This is a genomic window from Psychrobacter sp. NG25 (genome assembly GCF_015234355.1).
Lineage (GTDB): Bacteria > Pseudomonadota > Gammaproteobacteria > Pseudomonadales > Moraxellaceae > Psychrobacter.
The window spans coordinates 126041-141864 of the sequence record NZ_JADGMV010000008.1; the positions used below are offsets into that span (position 1 = coordinate 126041).

At 41.9% G+C, this 15824-nt stretch carries 15 protein-coding genes; 12 read left to right on the plus strand and 3 right to left on the minus strand.

Features of this window, described 5'->3' with window-relative positions:
• Positions 1-409 precede the first annotated feature (409 nt).
• The 9 genes from IPZ60_RS12415 to IPZ60_RS12455 all read left to right on the plus strand — a co-directional run bounded on the left by IPZ60_RS12415 (position 410) and on the right by IPZ60_RS12455 (position 9019).
• On the plus strand, positions 410-2122 hold the full coding sequence (locus tag IPZ60_RS12415) for an acetolactate synthase 3 large subunit (protein WP_265087464.1): 1713 nt from the start codon (positions 410-412) through the stop codon (positions 2120-2122).
• Positions 2122-2619 carry an acetolactate synthase small subunit gene (gene ilvN, locus IPZ60_RS12420; protein WP_110923965.1) on the plus strand — a complete coding sequence of 166 codons (498 nt, stop codon included), beginning with the start codon at positions 2122-2124 and terminating at the stop codon, positions 2617-2619. The genes IPZ60_RS12415 and ilvN overlap by 1 nt, the downstream gene beginning before the upstream one ends.
• A 153-nt stretch (positions 2620-2772) precedes the next feature.
• Positions 2773-3789 (plus strand): ketol-acid reductoisomerase, encoded by a 1017-nt coding sequence (gene ilvC, locus IPZ60_RS12425; RefSeq protein WP_194198064.1) that lies wholly within the window; start codon positions 2773-2775, stop codon positions 3787-3789.
• A 372-nt stretch (positions 3790-4161) separates the two neighbouring features.
• Positions 4162-4494 (plus strand): hypothetical protein, encoded by a 333-nt coding sequence (locus IPZ60_RS12430; RefSeq protein WP_320108738.1) that lies wholly within the window; start codon positions 4162-4164, stop codon positions 4492-4494.
• Between the two features lie 379 nt (positions 4495-4873).
• Positions 4874-5086, plus strand: coding sequence for a cold-shock protein (locus IPZ60_RS12435; RefSeq protein WP_010196799.1), 213 nt, complete (start codon positions 4874-4876; stop codon positions 5084-5086).
• Between the two features lie 267 nt (positions 5087-5353).
• Complete coding sequence (locus tag IPZ60_RS12440) at positions 5354-5908, plus strand: DUF421 domain-containing protein (protein WP_194198066.1); 555 nt, start codon at positions 5354-5356, stop codon at positions 5906-5908.
• Positions 5909-6011: 103 nt separating this feature from the next.
• Positions 6012-6763, plus strand: a protein-coding gene (locus IPZ60_RS12445) for an IS5 family transposase (protein ID WP_265087463.1) whose coding sequence is annotated in 2 segments (ribosomal slippage) — positions 6012-6219 and positions 6219-6763 — 753 coding nt in all. Because the reading frame shifts where the segments join, the coding sequence is not laid out codon by codon here.
• 438 nt (positions 6764-7201) lie between these two features.
• A complete protein-coding gene (locus IPZ60_RS12450) occupies positions 7202-7951 on the plus strand; it encodes an electron transfer flavoprotein subunit beta/FixA family protein (RefSeq protein WP_110923967.1) in 750 nt (249 codons plus the stop codon).
• A gap of 135 nt (positions 7952-8086) precedes the next feature.
• Positions 8087-9019, plus strand: coding sequence for an electron transfer flavoprotein subunit alpha/FixB family protein (locus IPZ60_RS12455; protein WP_194198068.1), 933 nt, complete (start codon positions 8087-8089; stop codon positions 9017-9019).
• A 202-nt stretch (positions 9020-9221) separates the two neighbouring features.
• Here the strand turns inward: IPZ60_RS12455 and IPZ60_RS12460 are convergent, their stop codons facing one another.
• Both IPZ60_RS12460 and IPZ60_RS12465 read right to left on the minus strand, forming a co-directional pair.
• Positions 9222-10016, minus strand: a complete 795-nt coding sequence (locus IPZ60_RS12460; protein WP_194198069.1) for an RNA methyltransferase — start codon at positions 10014-10016, stop codon at positions 9222-9224.
• Between the two features lie 105 nt (positions 10017-10121).
• Positions 10122-11105, minus strand: a complete 984-nt coding sequence (locus IPZ60_RS12465) for a class 1 fructose-bisphosphatase (protein WP_194198070.1) — start codon at positions 11103-11105, stop codon at positions 10122-10124.
• A 406-nt stretch (positions 11106-11511) separates the two neighbouring features.
• Here IPZ60_RS12465 and IPZ60_RS12470 point away from each other — a divergent pair, with 406 nt between their 5' ends.
• The 3 genes from IPZ60_RS12470 to IPZ60_RS12480 all read left to right on the plus strand — a co-directional run bounded on the left by IPZ60_RS12470 (position 11512) and on the right by IPZ60_RS12480 (position 14397).
• Entirely contained in the window at positions 11512-12585 is a 1074-nt protein-coding gene (locus tag IPZ60_RS12470) for an aspartate carbamoyltransferase catalytic subunit (protein WP_194198071.1), read from the plus strand.
• A 113-nt stretch (positions 12586-12698) separates the two neighbouring features.
• The gene (locus tag IPZ60_RS12475) at positions 12699-13856 is read left to right on the plus strand and encodes a dihydroorotase (RefSeq protein ID WP_194198094.1); all 1158 of its coding nucleotides are present in this window, start codon (positions 12699-12701) and stop codon (positions 13854-13856) included.
• Positions 13849-14397, plus strand: a complete 549-nt coding sequence (locus IPZ60_RS12480; RefSeq protein WP_194198072.1) for a DUF2127 domain-containing protein — start codon at positions 13849-13851, stop codon at positions 14395-14397. The genes IPZ60_RS12475 and IPZ60_RS12480 overlap by 8 nt, the downstream gene beginning before the upstream one ends.
• Before the next feature lie 89 nt (positions 14398-14486).
• Here the strand turns inward: IPZ60_RS12480 and IPZ60_RS12485 are convergent, their stop codons facing one another.
• On the minus strand, positions 14487-15755 hold the full coding sequence (locus IPZ60_RS12485; protein ID WP_194198073.1) for a sodium:proton antiporter: 1269 nt from the start codon (positions 15753-15755) through the stop codon (positions 14487-14489).
• Positions 15756-15824: the final 69 nt, after the last annotated feature.

A 15824-nucleotide genomic window follows, 5' to 3' on the forward strand; every position in this document is an offset into this window, starting at 1 on the left:
CGAGTATTAATACTGGTTCGTATTAATCATAAATAATAAGCCTCTTTTATAGATGCACTCGCATCTTGTCACTGTATATCGATAAACTCCTATCACAGAGCTGACCCTACATATATTGCTGTGTTTAAGTACTATGTTGTCTTATAAAACAGCATGACTGAAATATAGCGGGCACACATTCTTGATATGGATAAGTATTAGCACTCATTTTTACGAGCTCAATAACCATGTGCAAACGTCGTTGTTTTCTTTTATAAATTAATGCTACTGCTTACCAAAAAAAAAGGTGATGACAGTGACGCAAACCACGCAAAGTCCAAACATGACTGGACATACCCAAACGGGTAATGCCGCCAAAAATTTTGAAGAAAAGCAACAACGTCTTGCTGAAGGTAGTGCACAGCCTGTAATGCTGTCTGGCGCTGAGATGCTAGTACAATCGCTGACGGATGAAGGTGTCAAATATATCTTTGGCTATCCAGGCGGTGCGGTTCTTCATATCTATGATGCCTTGTTCCAACAAGAAAATGTCGAGCATATCTTGGTGCGTCATGAGCAAGCAGCGGGTCACATGGCAGATGCTTATTCGCGAGTGACTGGTAATACTGGCGTCGTGCTGGCAACATCAGGTCCTGGTGCGACCAATACTGTGACAGCTATTGCGACTGCCTTCATGGACTCTGTACCAATGGTTGTAATCGCAGGTCAGGTGCCAAGCAGCCTCATTGGTGAAGATGCTTTCCAAGAAACAGATATGGTAGGCGTATCACGTCCTATCGTTAAGCATAGCTTCCAAGTACGCCATGCTAGCGAAATCCCAATGATTGTTAAAAAGGCCTTTTATATTGCACAGTCTGGTCGTCCAGGCCCTGTCGTAATTGATGTGCCAAAAGACATGACGGCGCCTAGCGAAAAATTCGCTTATGAATATCCAAAAGAAGTATTTATACGCTCATATCAGCCGTCACTAAAAGGCCATAGTGGTCAAATTAAGAAAGCCGTAGAGACGCTACTAGCCGCACAGCGTCCTATCATCTATGCTGGTGGTGGTGTGATTTGGAGCAAGGCTCACGAAGAGTTAACTGAGCTTGCGCATCGTCTAAACCTACCAGTGACCAACACATTGATGGGTCTTGGTACGTTCCCTGGTTCTGATAGTCAGTTCTTAGGCATGCTTGGCATGCATGGCACGTACGAAGCCAACATGAGTATGCATCATGCTGATGTGATTTTGGCAGTGGGTGCGCGTTTTGATGATCGCGTGACCAATAATGTCAAAAAATTCTGTCCTAATGCGACCATTATTCATATTGATATCGATCCTGCGTCGATTTCAAAAACGATTCTTGCTCACATTCCAATCGTTGGTGATGTGAAGTCAGTATTGACTGATATGCTGGATATCATCGGTAAAGACAAACAACTTGAGCAACATGCATTGCTTGACTGGTGGTCACAGATTAATGAGTGGCGTAAGCGTCATGGTTTGCGTTATGACACCAATACAGATAATGGTATTAAGCCACAAAGTGTCGTACAAGCCTTGGATAAAGTGACTAACAGTAATGCTATTATCACGAGTGACGTCGGTCAGCATCAGATGTTTGCGGCGCTTTACTATACCTATAATGAGCCACGTCAATGGCTGAACTCAGGTGGTCTTGGTACCATGGGTGTTGGTCTGCCATATGCGATGGCTGCCAAACTTGCCAATCCTGAGCGTGATGTGGTTTGTATTACTGGCGAAGGCTCTATTCAGATGAATATCCAAGAGCTATCGACCTGCTTACAATATAACTTACCAGTCAAAATTCTGAATATAAACAATGCCCAGTTGGGTATGGTTAAGCAGTGGCAAGACATGCTATATGAAGGTCGTCACGCACAGTCATATATGAATTCACTGCCAGACTTCGTTAAATTGGCCGAAAGTTACGGTCATGTCGGTATCAAAATTACTGACCCTGCCACTATGGAAGCACAGATAGCAGAAGCGATGGCAATGAAAGACAAGCTGGTATTTATTGACGTTTATGTCGATCGTAATGAGCATGTATATCCGATGCAAATTGCTGGACAGACAATGCGTGATATGTGGTTAACAAAAGGGGAGCGTACCTAATGCAACAACAACATCTGATTTCGGTATTAATGGAAAACGAAGCGGGTTCGTTGTCGCGTTTAGTCGGTTTGTTCTCACAACGTGGTTATAATATCGAAACACTAAACGTCGCGCCAACTGATGACCCAAGTATCTCACGTCTGACTGTGACGACTATTACTTCACCTGAAAGAATTGAGCAGATCACCAAGCAATTGCATAAATTGATTGAAGTGGTTAAAGTGCTGAACCTATCAGAAAACGTACACGTTGAACGCGAATTAATGCTAGTAAAAGTTCGAGCGTCTGGTAGTGTACGTGAAGAGATTAAACGCAGTGCAGATATTTTCCGTGCACAAATCGTTGACGTCAACTCTAACTTATATACGATTCAAATCGTCGGTGACAAAGCCAAACTTGATGGCTTTATTGATGTGATTGGTCGCGAACGTATCATGGAAGTGGTACGCTCGGGCGTCATCGGTATTTCACGCGGTGAAAAGACGCTTAGCCTTTAATCGGTTGAGTGTCTAATAACAGAATGCTTTAGTTAAATCATATTGATTTAAAATCAACAAAACGCTTATCTTAGTGACCATTTTACGATAGTGGCTATTGCATAAGCGTTTACTATCCATGGCAAACCATGATTGAGAAAAAGGACTGTATTTATGAACGTTTATTATGACAAAGATTGTGATTTATCAATTATCCAAGGCAAAAAAGTTGCTATTATTGGTTACGGTTCACAAGGCCATGCGCATGCGCTTAACCTACAAGAATCAGACGTCGATGTGACTGTCGGTTTACGTGCAAACTCAGGCTCGTGGAAAAAAGCTGAAAATGCTGGACTTAAAGTTTCTGAAGTAGAAGAAGCGGTAAAAGCTGCTGACGTTGTTATGATTTTGACGCCTGATGAGTTCCAAAAAGAGCTTTACAACGACGTGATCGAGCCAAACATCAAAGAAGGCGCTACATTGGCCTTTGCTCATGGTTTTGCGATTCATTATAACCAAGTTGTGCCACGTGGTGATCTTGATGTGATTATGATTGCACCAAAAGCACCAGGTCATACCGTTCGTTCAGAGTTTGCAAAAGGCGGCGGTATCCCAGATTTGATCGCTATCTATCAAGATGCTTCAGGTCAAGCCAAACAGTTAGCACTATCTTATGCTGCTGGTGTTGGTGGTGGTCGTTCAGGTATCATCGAAACAACGTTTAAAGATGAAACTGAAACCGATCTATTCGGCGAGCAAGCAGTACTTTGTGGCGGCGCAGTAGAGCTAGTTAAAATGGGCTTTGAGACGCTAACAGAAGCGGGCTATGCACCAGAGATGGCTTACTTTGAGTGTTTGCATGAGCTTAAGCTTATCGTTGATTTGATGTATGAAGGCGGTATCGCTGACATGAACTACTCAATCAGTAACAACGCTGAGTATGGCGAATATGTGACTGGTAGTGAAGTTATCAATGAGCAATCACGTGAAGCGATGCGTAATGCACTAAAACGCATCCAGTCTGGTGAATACGCGAAGATGTTCATCTCTGAAGGCGCTACCAACTATCCATCAATGACTGCCCGTCGTCGTAACAATGCAGAGCATCCAATCGAAATTACTGGTGCTAAGCTACGTGGTATGATGCCATGGATTGGTGGTAATAAAATCATCGATAAAGAAAAGAACTAAGACAGTATTAATTTATAAAAAGACTGCTTAGTTTTAAAGAAACCCATGTTATCAACTGATAGCATGGGTTTTTTAATGCACTCTATTTGCTTAATGCTTTTATGGTAGGCTATCTATGGGTTGAAAACCAATGGTAGCCCCCAATATAGACAAGCATTATCACACTAACGAATGGTTTGTTTGGTTAGACAATTATTATAATTTCTGTTCGTTTTTGAGCTATGAAACAAAGCAAATAATTTCCGTTCTTCTTTTTCTATAGATTACAGGTTGTATGTTGTGCAAATATCTTATTCTGACTGGCTAACGCCACAATTCATATATGTTCTTCTTAGTGCTGTGGTAGCTGTTTTAATTTGGATAGAAGGGGAGATGCTCAAAACAACAGATGGCAAACTGCCTCAATCTAAATTCTTTAAAATCAGTTCGCTTTTGGATACCTCATGGTTCTTTATTTCCGTGGTCATGTTGTATGTGATTGATCTGACCCCATTAGCGGTTGCGGTACCTGCTGCCTATGGTCTCTATACTACTTTTGGTTGGGTATATGGAACGCGTCTGCTGAAACGTAAGGGTATTCCTGACTCTCCAAAAGACTTAGTAATACCAGCTAAATATATCGCTTACAGCCAGTCATTTTCCCTAGTATTTTTTGCACTATGCCTACTGGTATTAAGCGCACAGTGGTTACCAATAGCTCCGTAAAGACCTGTTTAAATTAGGGCTTGCTAACAATTCTTGGCCTTGCGATTTATTAATCTATTGGGGTTATTTATTTTAGTTGCAGATAGAGATGAATAAAAAATAGTCTTTATATCAAGGTGTTATGTGATTAATGAGTGCTTGAGTTAGCTTCAAAAAATTGCTTTTAATTATTTACAAAAATCATCAATTTAACCTGTTGTCATTATGAAAAGCTGCTATAATCAAGCTGTACTTACAATATTTTAGGTAAAAACTTCAAGTCATCCAAGGATGATTCAGTGGATTTTACTGCCGCATTCTGCAAAAAAATATTTGGGTATATATCAATTAATCGGTGACGACACACGTCTCGCCAACAGTTAAAGAGTTAGGAAAATTTATGTCAGATAAAGTTGAAGGCACTGTAAAGTGGTTTAATGAAGCTAAAGGTTTTGGTTTTATCGCTCAAGACAATGGCGGACAAGACGTATTCGCTCACTACAGCGCTATCCAAGGTGGCGGTTTCAAGACCCTAGCTGAAGGCCAAAAAGTGTCTTTCATCTTAGGTGATGGCAAAAAAGGCCCACAAGCTGAGCAAATCGAAGCTATCTAATTTCTATAGTGATTGAGTAGACTGATTTTTAGTAAGCTTGATTGCAATGAAATTATCAATATGCATTGATTACTTTGTTTGTTAAAACAATAAAAATACTGTTTCAACTTTAAAAAAAAGCAACCTCTTATCAGGTTGCTTTTTTTATGGGATTTTTTTGGTATGACAAGGTGTTATTAATATCAGGTACTATTGATTTTATTGGCTAACATCATCAGGTAATAATCAACACTGACTCAATAAAAACACAATAAATGAGGTTGTATCATGAAGTGGGAGAATTGGTTTTCAATAGACTGGCAACAAGTACTTGGGATTTCTTTATCTGCAATCGGTTTTTATGCAGGATTAATGTTATTTACTCGATTGATGGGGCTGCGCAGCTTTTCCAAGTTATCGAGCCATGATTTTGCGATGACCGTTGGTATTGGTAGTATATTGGCGTCGACTGTATTGTCAGATGAACCTTCTTTACTGCAAGGATTATTTGCTGTCGCGATATTATTCTTGATTCAGGGTGTTATATCAGTTGTTAGGCGAAAAATAAAACCATTAAAGTCATTGATAGACAATCAAGCCATTATCCTGATGGCACATGGTGAGTATCTAGAAGATAATTTGAAAGAAGCCAAGCTCAGTACCAGCGATGTTCAAGAAGTTCTGCGCAAGAATGGTATCAAGGCTAGAACTGAGGTATTTGCCGTTATTATGGAAACAACAGGGGATATGAGTGTTATTAAAAGTAATGATGTAGAACCTGATCATGCTTTATTTGATGATATACGTGATAGTGAACTGTTGCTTGGCTCTATTAAAAAATAAGATATTATAGTTTTTGAACTACTAGGGCGTGTCTTCAATTGGATAAGCCATAAATAATAGTTACAATACCGCATCTATTGAGTCGATGCGAGAAATACAAGCTATGGCAAGAAAAGCATTAACAGATACGCTTTGGGATCAATTGCAATCGACGATGATAAAGTACGGCTGCTATCAAACTCAAAACAGCCGAGAGATTATGGAAGCCATACTGTGGAAACTCCGTACAGGCGCGCCTTGGCGTGACATACCTGAAGAATTATGTTCGTGGAAAACAGCCTATAGTCGTTTCAACCGCTGGTCGAAAACTGGCTTATGGGCAAATTTTTTTTTAGCTTACGAAAAGAAATTGATACGGAATGGGTATTCACAGACGGAAGCTATGTTCGCTGTCATCAGCATGCAAGTGGAGCTAGGCTTGGTGAAGATAGAGCAATTGGACAAAGTCGTGGCGGCGCAACTACAAAAATACACTTATCCTGTGATGCCGATGGATATCCGCTCAATTTTAAAATCACTGGGGGTGAAGTCCACGACAGTCAAGTTGCAGGTGAATTGATTGAAATGATTGGACAAGCTGATTACTTCATCGCTGATAAAGGCTATGACTCACAAGCGATCAGGGATAAAGCTCAAAGTCACGATATGATACCCATCATTCCCAAAAGAAAAAACGCCAAACAGCCTAATCCAGAGTTTGATAGCTATTTGTACAAACTGCGTCATCTTGTTGAAAATATGTTTGCAAGACTCAAGCACTTTCGTAGTATCGCTACTAGATATGAGAAGTTGGCTCGTAATTTTAAGTCAATGCTCTATCTGGCGTGTACTATCGTTCATTGTAAAATGAATTAAAGACAGGCCCTAGTATTTTTACTTATTAATTTAAAGAGATAAATAATAACAAAATATTAAATAAACATAGCAATGAGAGTGCTATAAAGGTAGAGCATTTAATACTGTTAATATAGAAAAATGTGCTTATAGACTATTTATTATAGAATGTTGACAAATTTATGACGCGTTATTCACGGCGTTGTCTTGACCTTATCGGCATGCTGACGCAAGATACATAGGTCTGATAATAACGGTTGGCTTAGCTTTAGCAGGTTTCATTAGTAAGGAATACAATGCTAATATGCTGTTAGATATTGGCTCATCTTTTTAGTGAACAATACTCTGTTGATATAGTAATAACCTCAAGCAGTATTTTGAACGACAATTTGAACAACAATGAACCTTTGGTTCTTAATTGATAATTTTTAATTCATAACATTAATAAACGAGGAACGTATGAAAGCATTAGTAGCGGTCAAGCGTGTCATTGATTATAACGTAAAAGTTCGTGTAAAAGCCGATAACTCTGGCGTTGATCTATCAAACACCAAAATGTCAATCAACCCTTTTGATGAAATCGCAGTAGAAGAAGCCGTTCGTCTAAAAGAAGCTGGTGTGATTGATGAAATTATTGTTGCATCAATTGGCCCAAAAGAATCGCAAGAGCAGATTCGTGCCGCTCTAGCATTGGGTGCTGATCGTGGTGTGTTAGTTTTGACTGACGAGAAGCCATATCCACTACAAATCGCTAAGATACTAAAAAGTATCGCTGAGTCTGAAGCTACAGATATTATCTTATTGGGTAAGCAAGCGATTGATGATGACAACAACCAAACTGGTCAGATGCTAGCAGCATTGATGGGTATCGGTCAGGGTACGTTTGCATCAGAAGTAAAAGTTGAAGGCGATAAAGTAAACGTAACTCGTGAAATCGATGGCGGCTTACAAACAGTTGCGCTTGATTTGCCAGCAGTCATCACGACTGATTTGCGTTTGAATGAGCCACGTTATGCAAAACTGCCTAACATCATGAAAGCGAAGAAAAAACCGCTTGATGAAAAGACACCAGCTGATTTCGGTGTTGATATGGCATCTAAGCAAGAGATTATTAAAGTTGTGCCACCTGCTGAACGCAAAGCTGGTATTACAGTAGGTTCAGTGGATGAGTTGGTTGATAAGCTAAAGAACGAAGCTAAAGTAATCTAAGACTTCGCTACGGCATATCATGTACAAAGTTACACGTTTGCTTTGGCTGATTCAGTATTTGCCACCTCAGTAACTTTGTACACAGACAACTTCATGACATGAATAGACGATACGAATAAATAAAGGATTAGAACCATGGCAATTTTGGTATATGCAGAACATGACAATGCCAGTCTAAAAAAGGCAACTTTGAATACTATCGCTGCTGCTAAGCAAATGGGCGATGATATCCATGTATTGGTCGCTGGTAGTGGTGCACAAGCAGTTGCTGATGAAGCTGCTAAAGCTGAAGGCGTTTCTAAAGTACTATTAGCAGACAATGCAGCTTATGAGCATCAACTAGCGGGTAACGTTGCGTTATTGGTTGCTGATGTTGCTAAAGATTATAGTCATATCATCGCACCAGCGACAACGACTGGTAAGAACTTTATGCCACGTGTTGCAGCATTACTTGACGTTAGTATGTTGTCAGAGATTTCTGCGGTAGTAGATGCTCAAACGTTTGAACGTCCTATCTATGCAGGTAACGCGACGGCAACGGTTAAAACTTCAGAAGATAAAGTAGTGTTGACTGTACGTACTACTGCATTTGATCCAGTAGCGAGTGAAGGTGGATCAGCCGCTGTTGAGACTATCGACAATGTACAAGAGACTGGTAAAGCAAGCTTCGTTAATGAAGAGATGGCTAAGTCTGATCGTCCAGAGTTAACGTCAGCAAGTATCGTTGTATCTGGTGGTCGTGCGTTAGCAAACGGTGAAAACTTCACTAAATATATCGAACCATTGGCTGACAAATTGGGCGCTGCTGTTGGTGCATCACGTGCTGCAGTAGATGCAGGCTATGTACCAAACGATATGCAAGTTGGTCAAACAGGTAAAATTGTTGCACCAGACTTATATATCGCCGCAGGTATTTCAGGCGCGATTCAGCATCTAGCAGGTATGAAAGATTCTAAAGTTATCGTTGCTATCAACAATGACCCAGAAGCACCTATCGCTAGTGTTGCTGATTACTTCCTAGAAGCGGATTTGTTTGAAGCGCTACCTGAGTTAACTAGCAAGGTTTAATATATAGTCACAGAACTACTAAACGGCTACGGCGTCACCCTCCTTAGATGTACGACTTGTACAATCTGCAGTCGGCTGCCTTGTATCCGTTTTAGATTTCTTGGACATATGATTATAGTCAGTAATAAAAAACCCACTATTAAATGATAGTGGGTTTTTTATGCTTTATAGAAAGATTTTTGTTTGCAGTTATAAACCAAAGCTAAGCGTAATTTCTTTGACGCAAAGTCTCATATAGACATAATGAGCCTGCAATCGCTACGTTTAGACTTTCTTGACCGTTCGGCTGTGGTAAGGCTATAGGCGTGGCACATTGCATTAACTCATCGCTGACACCTTGGCCTTCATGACCCATAATCCAAGCCGTTGGAGTGGTTAGATTGTGATCATAAATTAAAGTGTCGGTATGTGAGCTGGTGGCTAAGAGTGGCACTTGTACATAATCCAAGATATCTTGTGTGCTCAAACCCTCATAAATAGTGAGTGCAAACTGTGCACCCATACCTGCTCGTAGCGTCTTTGGAGACCAAGCTTGCGCAGTCGCGTTGGTGCATAGAATATTATTAATACCGACTGCTGCTGCCGTACGTAGTAACGTACCAACATTACCGCTATCTTGTACGTCATTGAGAATTAGGCAGTCTTCATTGATCATCGATAGCCCCGGCATTGGCACTTTAATAACCGCCATAATATCGATGCCTGTACCTAAACTTCGAATGCTCTCATAGAGCGAATCTGAAAGCGTCATAATAGGTGTATAGGTTGGCAAGCGAGACAATACTTGCTGAACCTCAGGATTATTGTGTGCTGACTCTGCTAGTAACATTTGGGCGAACGGATAGTCACTACGTAGGGCAGCATCGATGAGATGTATGCCTTCAATGACCGTCTGTCCATGCTTGTTACGCTGGCGAGACTGTGTCAACAGGGCTTTCACCAACTTGACCGTTGTATTTTTATCTGAAGTAATCAGCTCGGTGGGATTTGTTACCATAGTGGATCGCTTAGAATAGACTGAAGGAATCGTTTGAACAGCCAGCAGAATGCTTATGATTGATTTAGCATTCTACTGATTGTCTTTAATATGTACTCAAATCAATTATTTTTCAGAATAATTTACGTGCAAGTCTTTAACATAATCGACTTCATTTTTGCTACCCAGTACGACAGGAACACGTTGATGAATGTCAGTCGGTTCGATATCTAAGATACGGTTAACAGCATCCGTAGCCCCACCGCCAGCACGCTCAATCAATAAGCTCATTGGGTTGGCTTCATACATCAAGCGTAACTTGCCCGCTTTGTGAGCATATTTGGTATCAAACGGATAGGTAAATAGACCGCCGCGGCATAGGATACGATGCACATCACCAACCATGGCAGCGACCCAACGTGTATTAAAATCGCGACCACGCACACCGGCTTCGCCAGCAATCAGCTCGTCGATATATTGTTGCATCGGTGCGCGCCAGTAGCGATAGTTTGAGCTGTTGATAGCATATTCACTGGTATCAGCGTCAATTTGCACATTGTCTTCTATGAGTACATAATCACCCGTATCTGGATCTAGGCTGAACATCACAACATTTTCAGTTATGGTTAGAGCGAGTACGGTAGAGGTACCATATAACAAATAACCTGCTGCCAACTGTTGATTACCTGCTTGCAAGAAGTCACTGTTTTCGCTTGTTTGACCTTGGCGTTGGTACGGTAAAATAGAAAAAATAGTACCGACGGCCATATTGATATCGATGTTTGATGACCCATCTAGTGGATCAAACAATACCAGTAGACTGCCATCAGCGTTGGCAGGGGTGGCATTGTCTAATTCTTCTGACGCAACACCTGCACAATGCGTGTTTTTTGCCAACGCATCTAACAATAAGTCATTAGCCAGTACGTCTAATTTTTTCTGATCTTCACCTTGTACATTTTGATTACCAGCTTCGCCTAGGATGTCGGCTAAAGCCCCCTTTCTAAGTAGCTGTGAAATGGTTTTGCCCACGTTAGTAACAGTAGTAATCACGTCATTCAGTTCAGTGCTGGTTGAATGTTGGTCTAGATAACTGGTTAGAGTCGTCATAAAGCTTCCTAATAGATGGTATTGATAAGTGATATTGATAAATGGTGTTGAGAGTAAAAGAATAAGCAGTGATAAGCGCATTCTAGAGAGGCAAATCTTTAAATAGCGAGACCGCGTCTTTGTCCTGACCGTAAAATCAGCTACACTATATGTATTATTATTCGTTGATATCTTTGGTAAGCTTGTTTTCGCTCATGATCGCTACACTGATATTGCGCAGTCGCTACGCCAACATTGCCTAGCAGGTGGCTGAGTGTGTTTATAGGACTGGTGTCATTAGGGTAAATTGTATCAAATAAGCGCCAAAATGTCCCTGTATCTATGTATATCTACGATAAATGCTCGAACAAAGATGAATAAATGATTAATATAGACACATACCAACCCACAATGAAGACTTGCCATTATGTCAAATTCTCTCGATAGCAGCTCACTACATACGATCTCGCCGACTGACTACGCAAAATTCGATCCCAGTACCATTCATCAAAGGCTCAACACATCATTGAGTCGTCCACAGCTTAATACCGATGGTAGTATCCGTCACTTTTTGGGTGTAGAAGGCCTTAATAAACAGCAATTACAGGCGATTATCGCAAAAGCAGAAACGTTCTTTGATAACAATGGACAATTAATCAATCGGCCTGAGCTTGAAGGCTATACGGTGATGAACTTGTTTTTTGAGCCATCAACGCGTACACGTACGACATTTGAGGTGGCCGAAAAACGCCTGGGTGCCAATGTATTGAATATCGATATCGAGCGCTCTAGTGCTAAAAAGGGCGAAAGTCTACGCGATACACTGTGGAATCTGCAAGCCATGACAGCAGATATCTTTGTGGTGCGTCATTCAGCATCAGGCGCTGCTCATTTTATGGCAACGGAAGTCACGCCTAATATTGCCATTATCAATGGCGGTGATGGCTGGCATGCACATCCAACCCAAGGTATGCTCGACATGTTGACCATTCATCGGGAAGCGCCTCGTCCTTTTGAAGAGTTATCAGTGGCTATCGTGGGTGATATTAAGCACTCACGAGTGGCACGTTCTGATATCAATGCGCTACAAACACTAGGGGTCAAAGACATCCGTGTCTGTGCGCCACGCACTCTACTACCTAAAGGCATTGAGCGTTACGGTGTGAGTGTTTATGAAAATATGAATGAGTGTGTGACCGACTGCGATGTCATTATGGGACTAAGAATTCAAAACGAGCGTATCGGATCGCCATTGCTAGCGTCATCGAGTGAATACTACAAACACTATGGTATTACGCCAGAGCGCGTGGCACTTGCAAAGCCCGATGCATTGGTTATGCACCCAGGACCGATGAACCGCGGTGTTGAGATTGCTTCAAGCGTGGCTGATGGCGCGCAATCTGTCATTTTAAAGCAGGTAAATAACGGTATTGCCATTCGTATGGCTGTACTCTCTCTTGCGATGGAAGGTCAACGCGCTCATCAAGCGGCTGGTAATTAACCTGTCGCCACGCTGTTTTATTCTTCATTATTTCATTTATTGATACGGTAATAACGCTCATGTCTAATACGATAAACACTGATGCACCGATATTTGACCATCTTCCTAAAGCCATTAAAAATACATTGCCAACCGCAGTAACAGAGAAACTGGCCTCGCTTGAAGCTGGACATGAAATGTGGCTGCTACCACCATTGGTTGACTTATGCGCACGCCTACGTGAACCAGGCCAACAGCAGCATGGTACGTTGGAGTCAGAAGGACTCGCTGCTCGTGGCAATGGTTTTTTGCATGTGGTGATTCCACCTGATACCAATCCTATTCTAGAAAATGGCTCACTGCTCAAAGGGTTGCGTGAGCGCGCGCTTGATGATGGTGGTATCTACTTACATGTATTGGGTGCGTTGACGGCTGGACTAGAAGGAGAGCGTCCTTCAAACATTGCGGGATTGAAAAAAGGTGGCTGTATTGCAGTATCTAACGCTCGTAGACCTTTTCGCAACGATTTGGTCTTATTGCGTACATTAGAGTACGCAGCAACTTTTGGTATGAAAGTATTCTTTTATCCTGATGAGCCAAGTCTGTCTGGAGATGGGGTAGCGCATGAAGGTTATATTGCTTCTTATCATGGGCTGCAAGGCATACCATGGATTGCTGAGACGGTAGCTTTATCTACTCAGCTACTAATGGTCGAAGAAACAGGTATCGCGGCTCACTTCAGCCAGTTGTCTTGCAAGTCGTCAATTGAGCTGATGCGCTGGGCAAAAGATAAAGGTCTGCCAGTGACTTGTGATGTAGCGATGCATCAACTGTACTTAACCGATGATAACTTAGAAGGCTTTAATGCCCAAGCCTATGTGTTACCGCCACTGCGTAGTAATACTGATCAACAGGCTATTCGTCGTGGATTGAAAGACGGTACGATTGATGCGATTTGTAGCCATCATGAACCGCTAAACAGTACGGCCAAAAAAGCGCCGTTTGCTGAGAGTACCCCAGGTATTTCAAACTTCGATACCTTTATGGCGCTAGCATGTCAGCTAGTACATGATGACGTGTTAACTTTAGAGCAACTCGTCGATAAAATCTGCCTTAATCCTGCAAAAATCGCTGGTATTGGTGAGCAGTATGAAAGCATCGGCGGTGCGGTATTGGTCGATCCTAATCTAGAGTGGCAGGTGACAGCGCAATCTATGCTATCAAACGGTAAAAACACACCGTTTTTTAACCAGCAGTTGCAAGGTCGCGTTGTGGAGACATTCTTTGGCTAATTTGCCCCGACAGAATGACAGTCCGCCACCATCTGCAAAAGATAATGCTACGGCCTTAATTGGCCGGAAACAAAAGCCACGAAGCACTTCTAGTGAATCTATCAAAGCAGTGGCAATCTATGAGATGGTAAAAGGGTTGGGTGCATTGCTCGGTGCTGTTGCGTTATGGTCATGGCATAGCAATCTTGCGCGTTGGCTGACGACGGCAACAGTCTCTTGGCAACAGAGCTTTGGTCAATTGTTTGCTCCGCAGTTTGACAGTGTGATACGAATTGCTCAGCAAGCTAGCAAGAACTGGCCATTGTTTTTATTATTGATTTTTGCCTATGCCAGTCTGCGCTTTCTTGAAGCATATGGCCTATGGCAAGACAGAACATGGGCTTATTGGTTTGGTGTGCTTGGCTATGGAATATTTATTCCTATTGAGGTTTACTACTTAATAGTCCGCCCATTTGACTGGTTTAAACTGAGCATATTGATCTTAAATATTCTCATCGTCATTGTGGTTTACCGTAATATGAAACGAAAAGGTCTGATATAAAAGCGTACGACAAGATATATAGGTATAAAAAAGGCCAGCATAAGACATCTTCTTATGCTGGCCTTTGTATTACTGAATACATTTACCGTTTATGTTTCTGCGGCATCCGTACGAATGCTTTTCGCCACCTTGCCAACGCTCAAGCCTTGTACCAATATAGAGAATATGACGACAGCATAAGTGAGTGCCAATAAGATATCACGCTCAGTGCCCATAGGTAGTTGCAATACCAGAGCAACGGAGATACCACCACGCAATCCACCCCATGTCAGTACTTTCCATGCGCCAGTCGGTAAATCAAGCTGGCGACTCAAGGTCTTAGTGGTCATACCCACGACAATAAATCGAGCAAGCAGGGCGATTACAATCGTCAACCCAGCGGCGATAAACAGATTGCTTGAATAGGCAATCATGACGACTTCTAGACCAATCAGCACGAATAAAATGGCGTTTAAAATTTCATCGATTAGTTCCCAAAATAAATCAATGTAATGACGAGTCTTGTCGCTCATTGCTAATGCTCGCCCGCGATTACCAACCATCAGCCCCATCATTACCATCGCGAGTGGTCCTGATAAATGCCAATGACTGGCCAACGCATAACCACCTATTACACCTGCAAGCGTTAACAACACTTCTTCTTGGTAGCTGTCGATGCTTTTGAGCATGTAATATAAAATCGCCCCGAGTACCAAACCAAAGACAATGCCGCCACCTGCTTCAACGGCCAAGGTATGCGCCACATAATTGGCTGTCGGAATGTCGCCGCTCGATAAAATACCAAGTAGCAGCACAAAGATAACTACGCCGATACCATCATTAAATAATGACTCGCCGGCAATGACCGTTTCGATGCTCTTTGGGGCGCCTGCTGAAGAAAGAATACCCATCACCGCAATGGGGTCAGTCGGTGATATTAATGCACCAAATAATAGGCACCACAGAAATGGCAAGCCAAAACCGAGCAGCGGCAACATAAAGTACAGGGCAGTGGCAATAAGCATCGCCGATACGATAGTGCCAATACAGGCAAGAATACCAATGGGAAGTTTATAGCGTCTTAAATCGCTAATATTGACATGTAAAGCCCCTGCGAATAAAAGCATAGAGAGCATGCCATCTAATAACACTTCGGTAAAATCGAGCTGTGCTAATAAGCTCACTTCGTAATCAATAAGCTGATCAAAGCCCAAAAATCCTAAAAATATGGCGGCAATAGACAATAAGATAGAGATGACCATCACGCCAATCGTCGTCGGCAGACCAATAAAGCGATGATTAATGTAGGTCAGTAAGGCCGTGATAGATAAAAATATCGCGCTGATTTCAAGTACGGTCAGGCTGCTTGTGGGGGCCATGAAAAAAGTCTCAAATAATGATGAAAAATATTCTTAAGCTGAGTGCTGATAAGAATTATATGGTTTGGA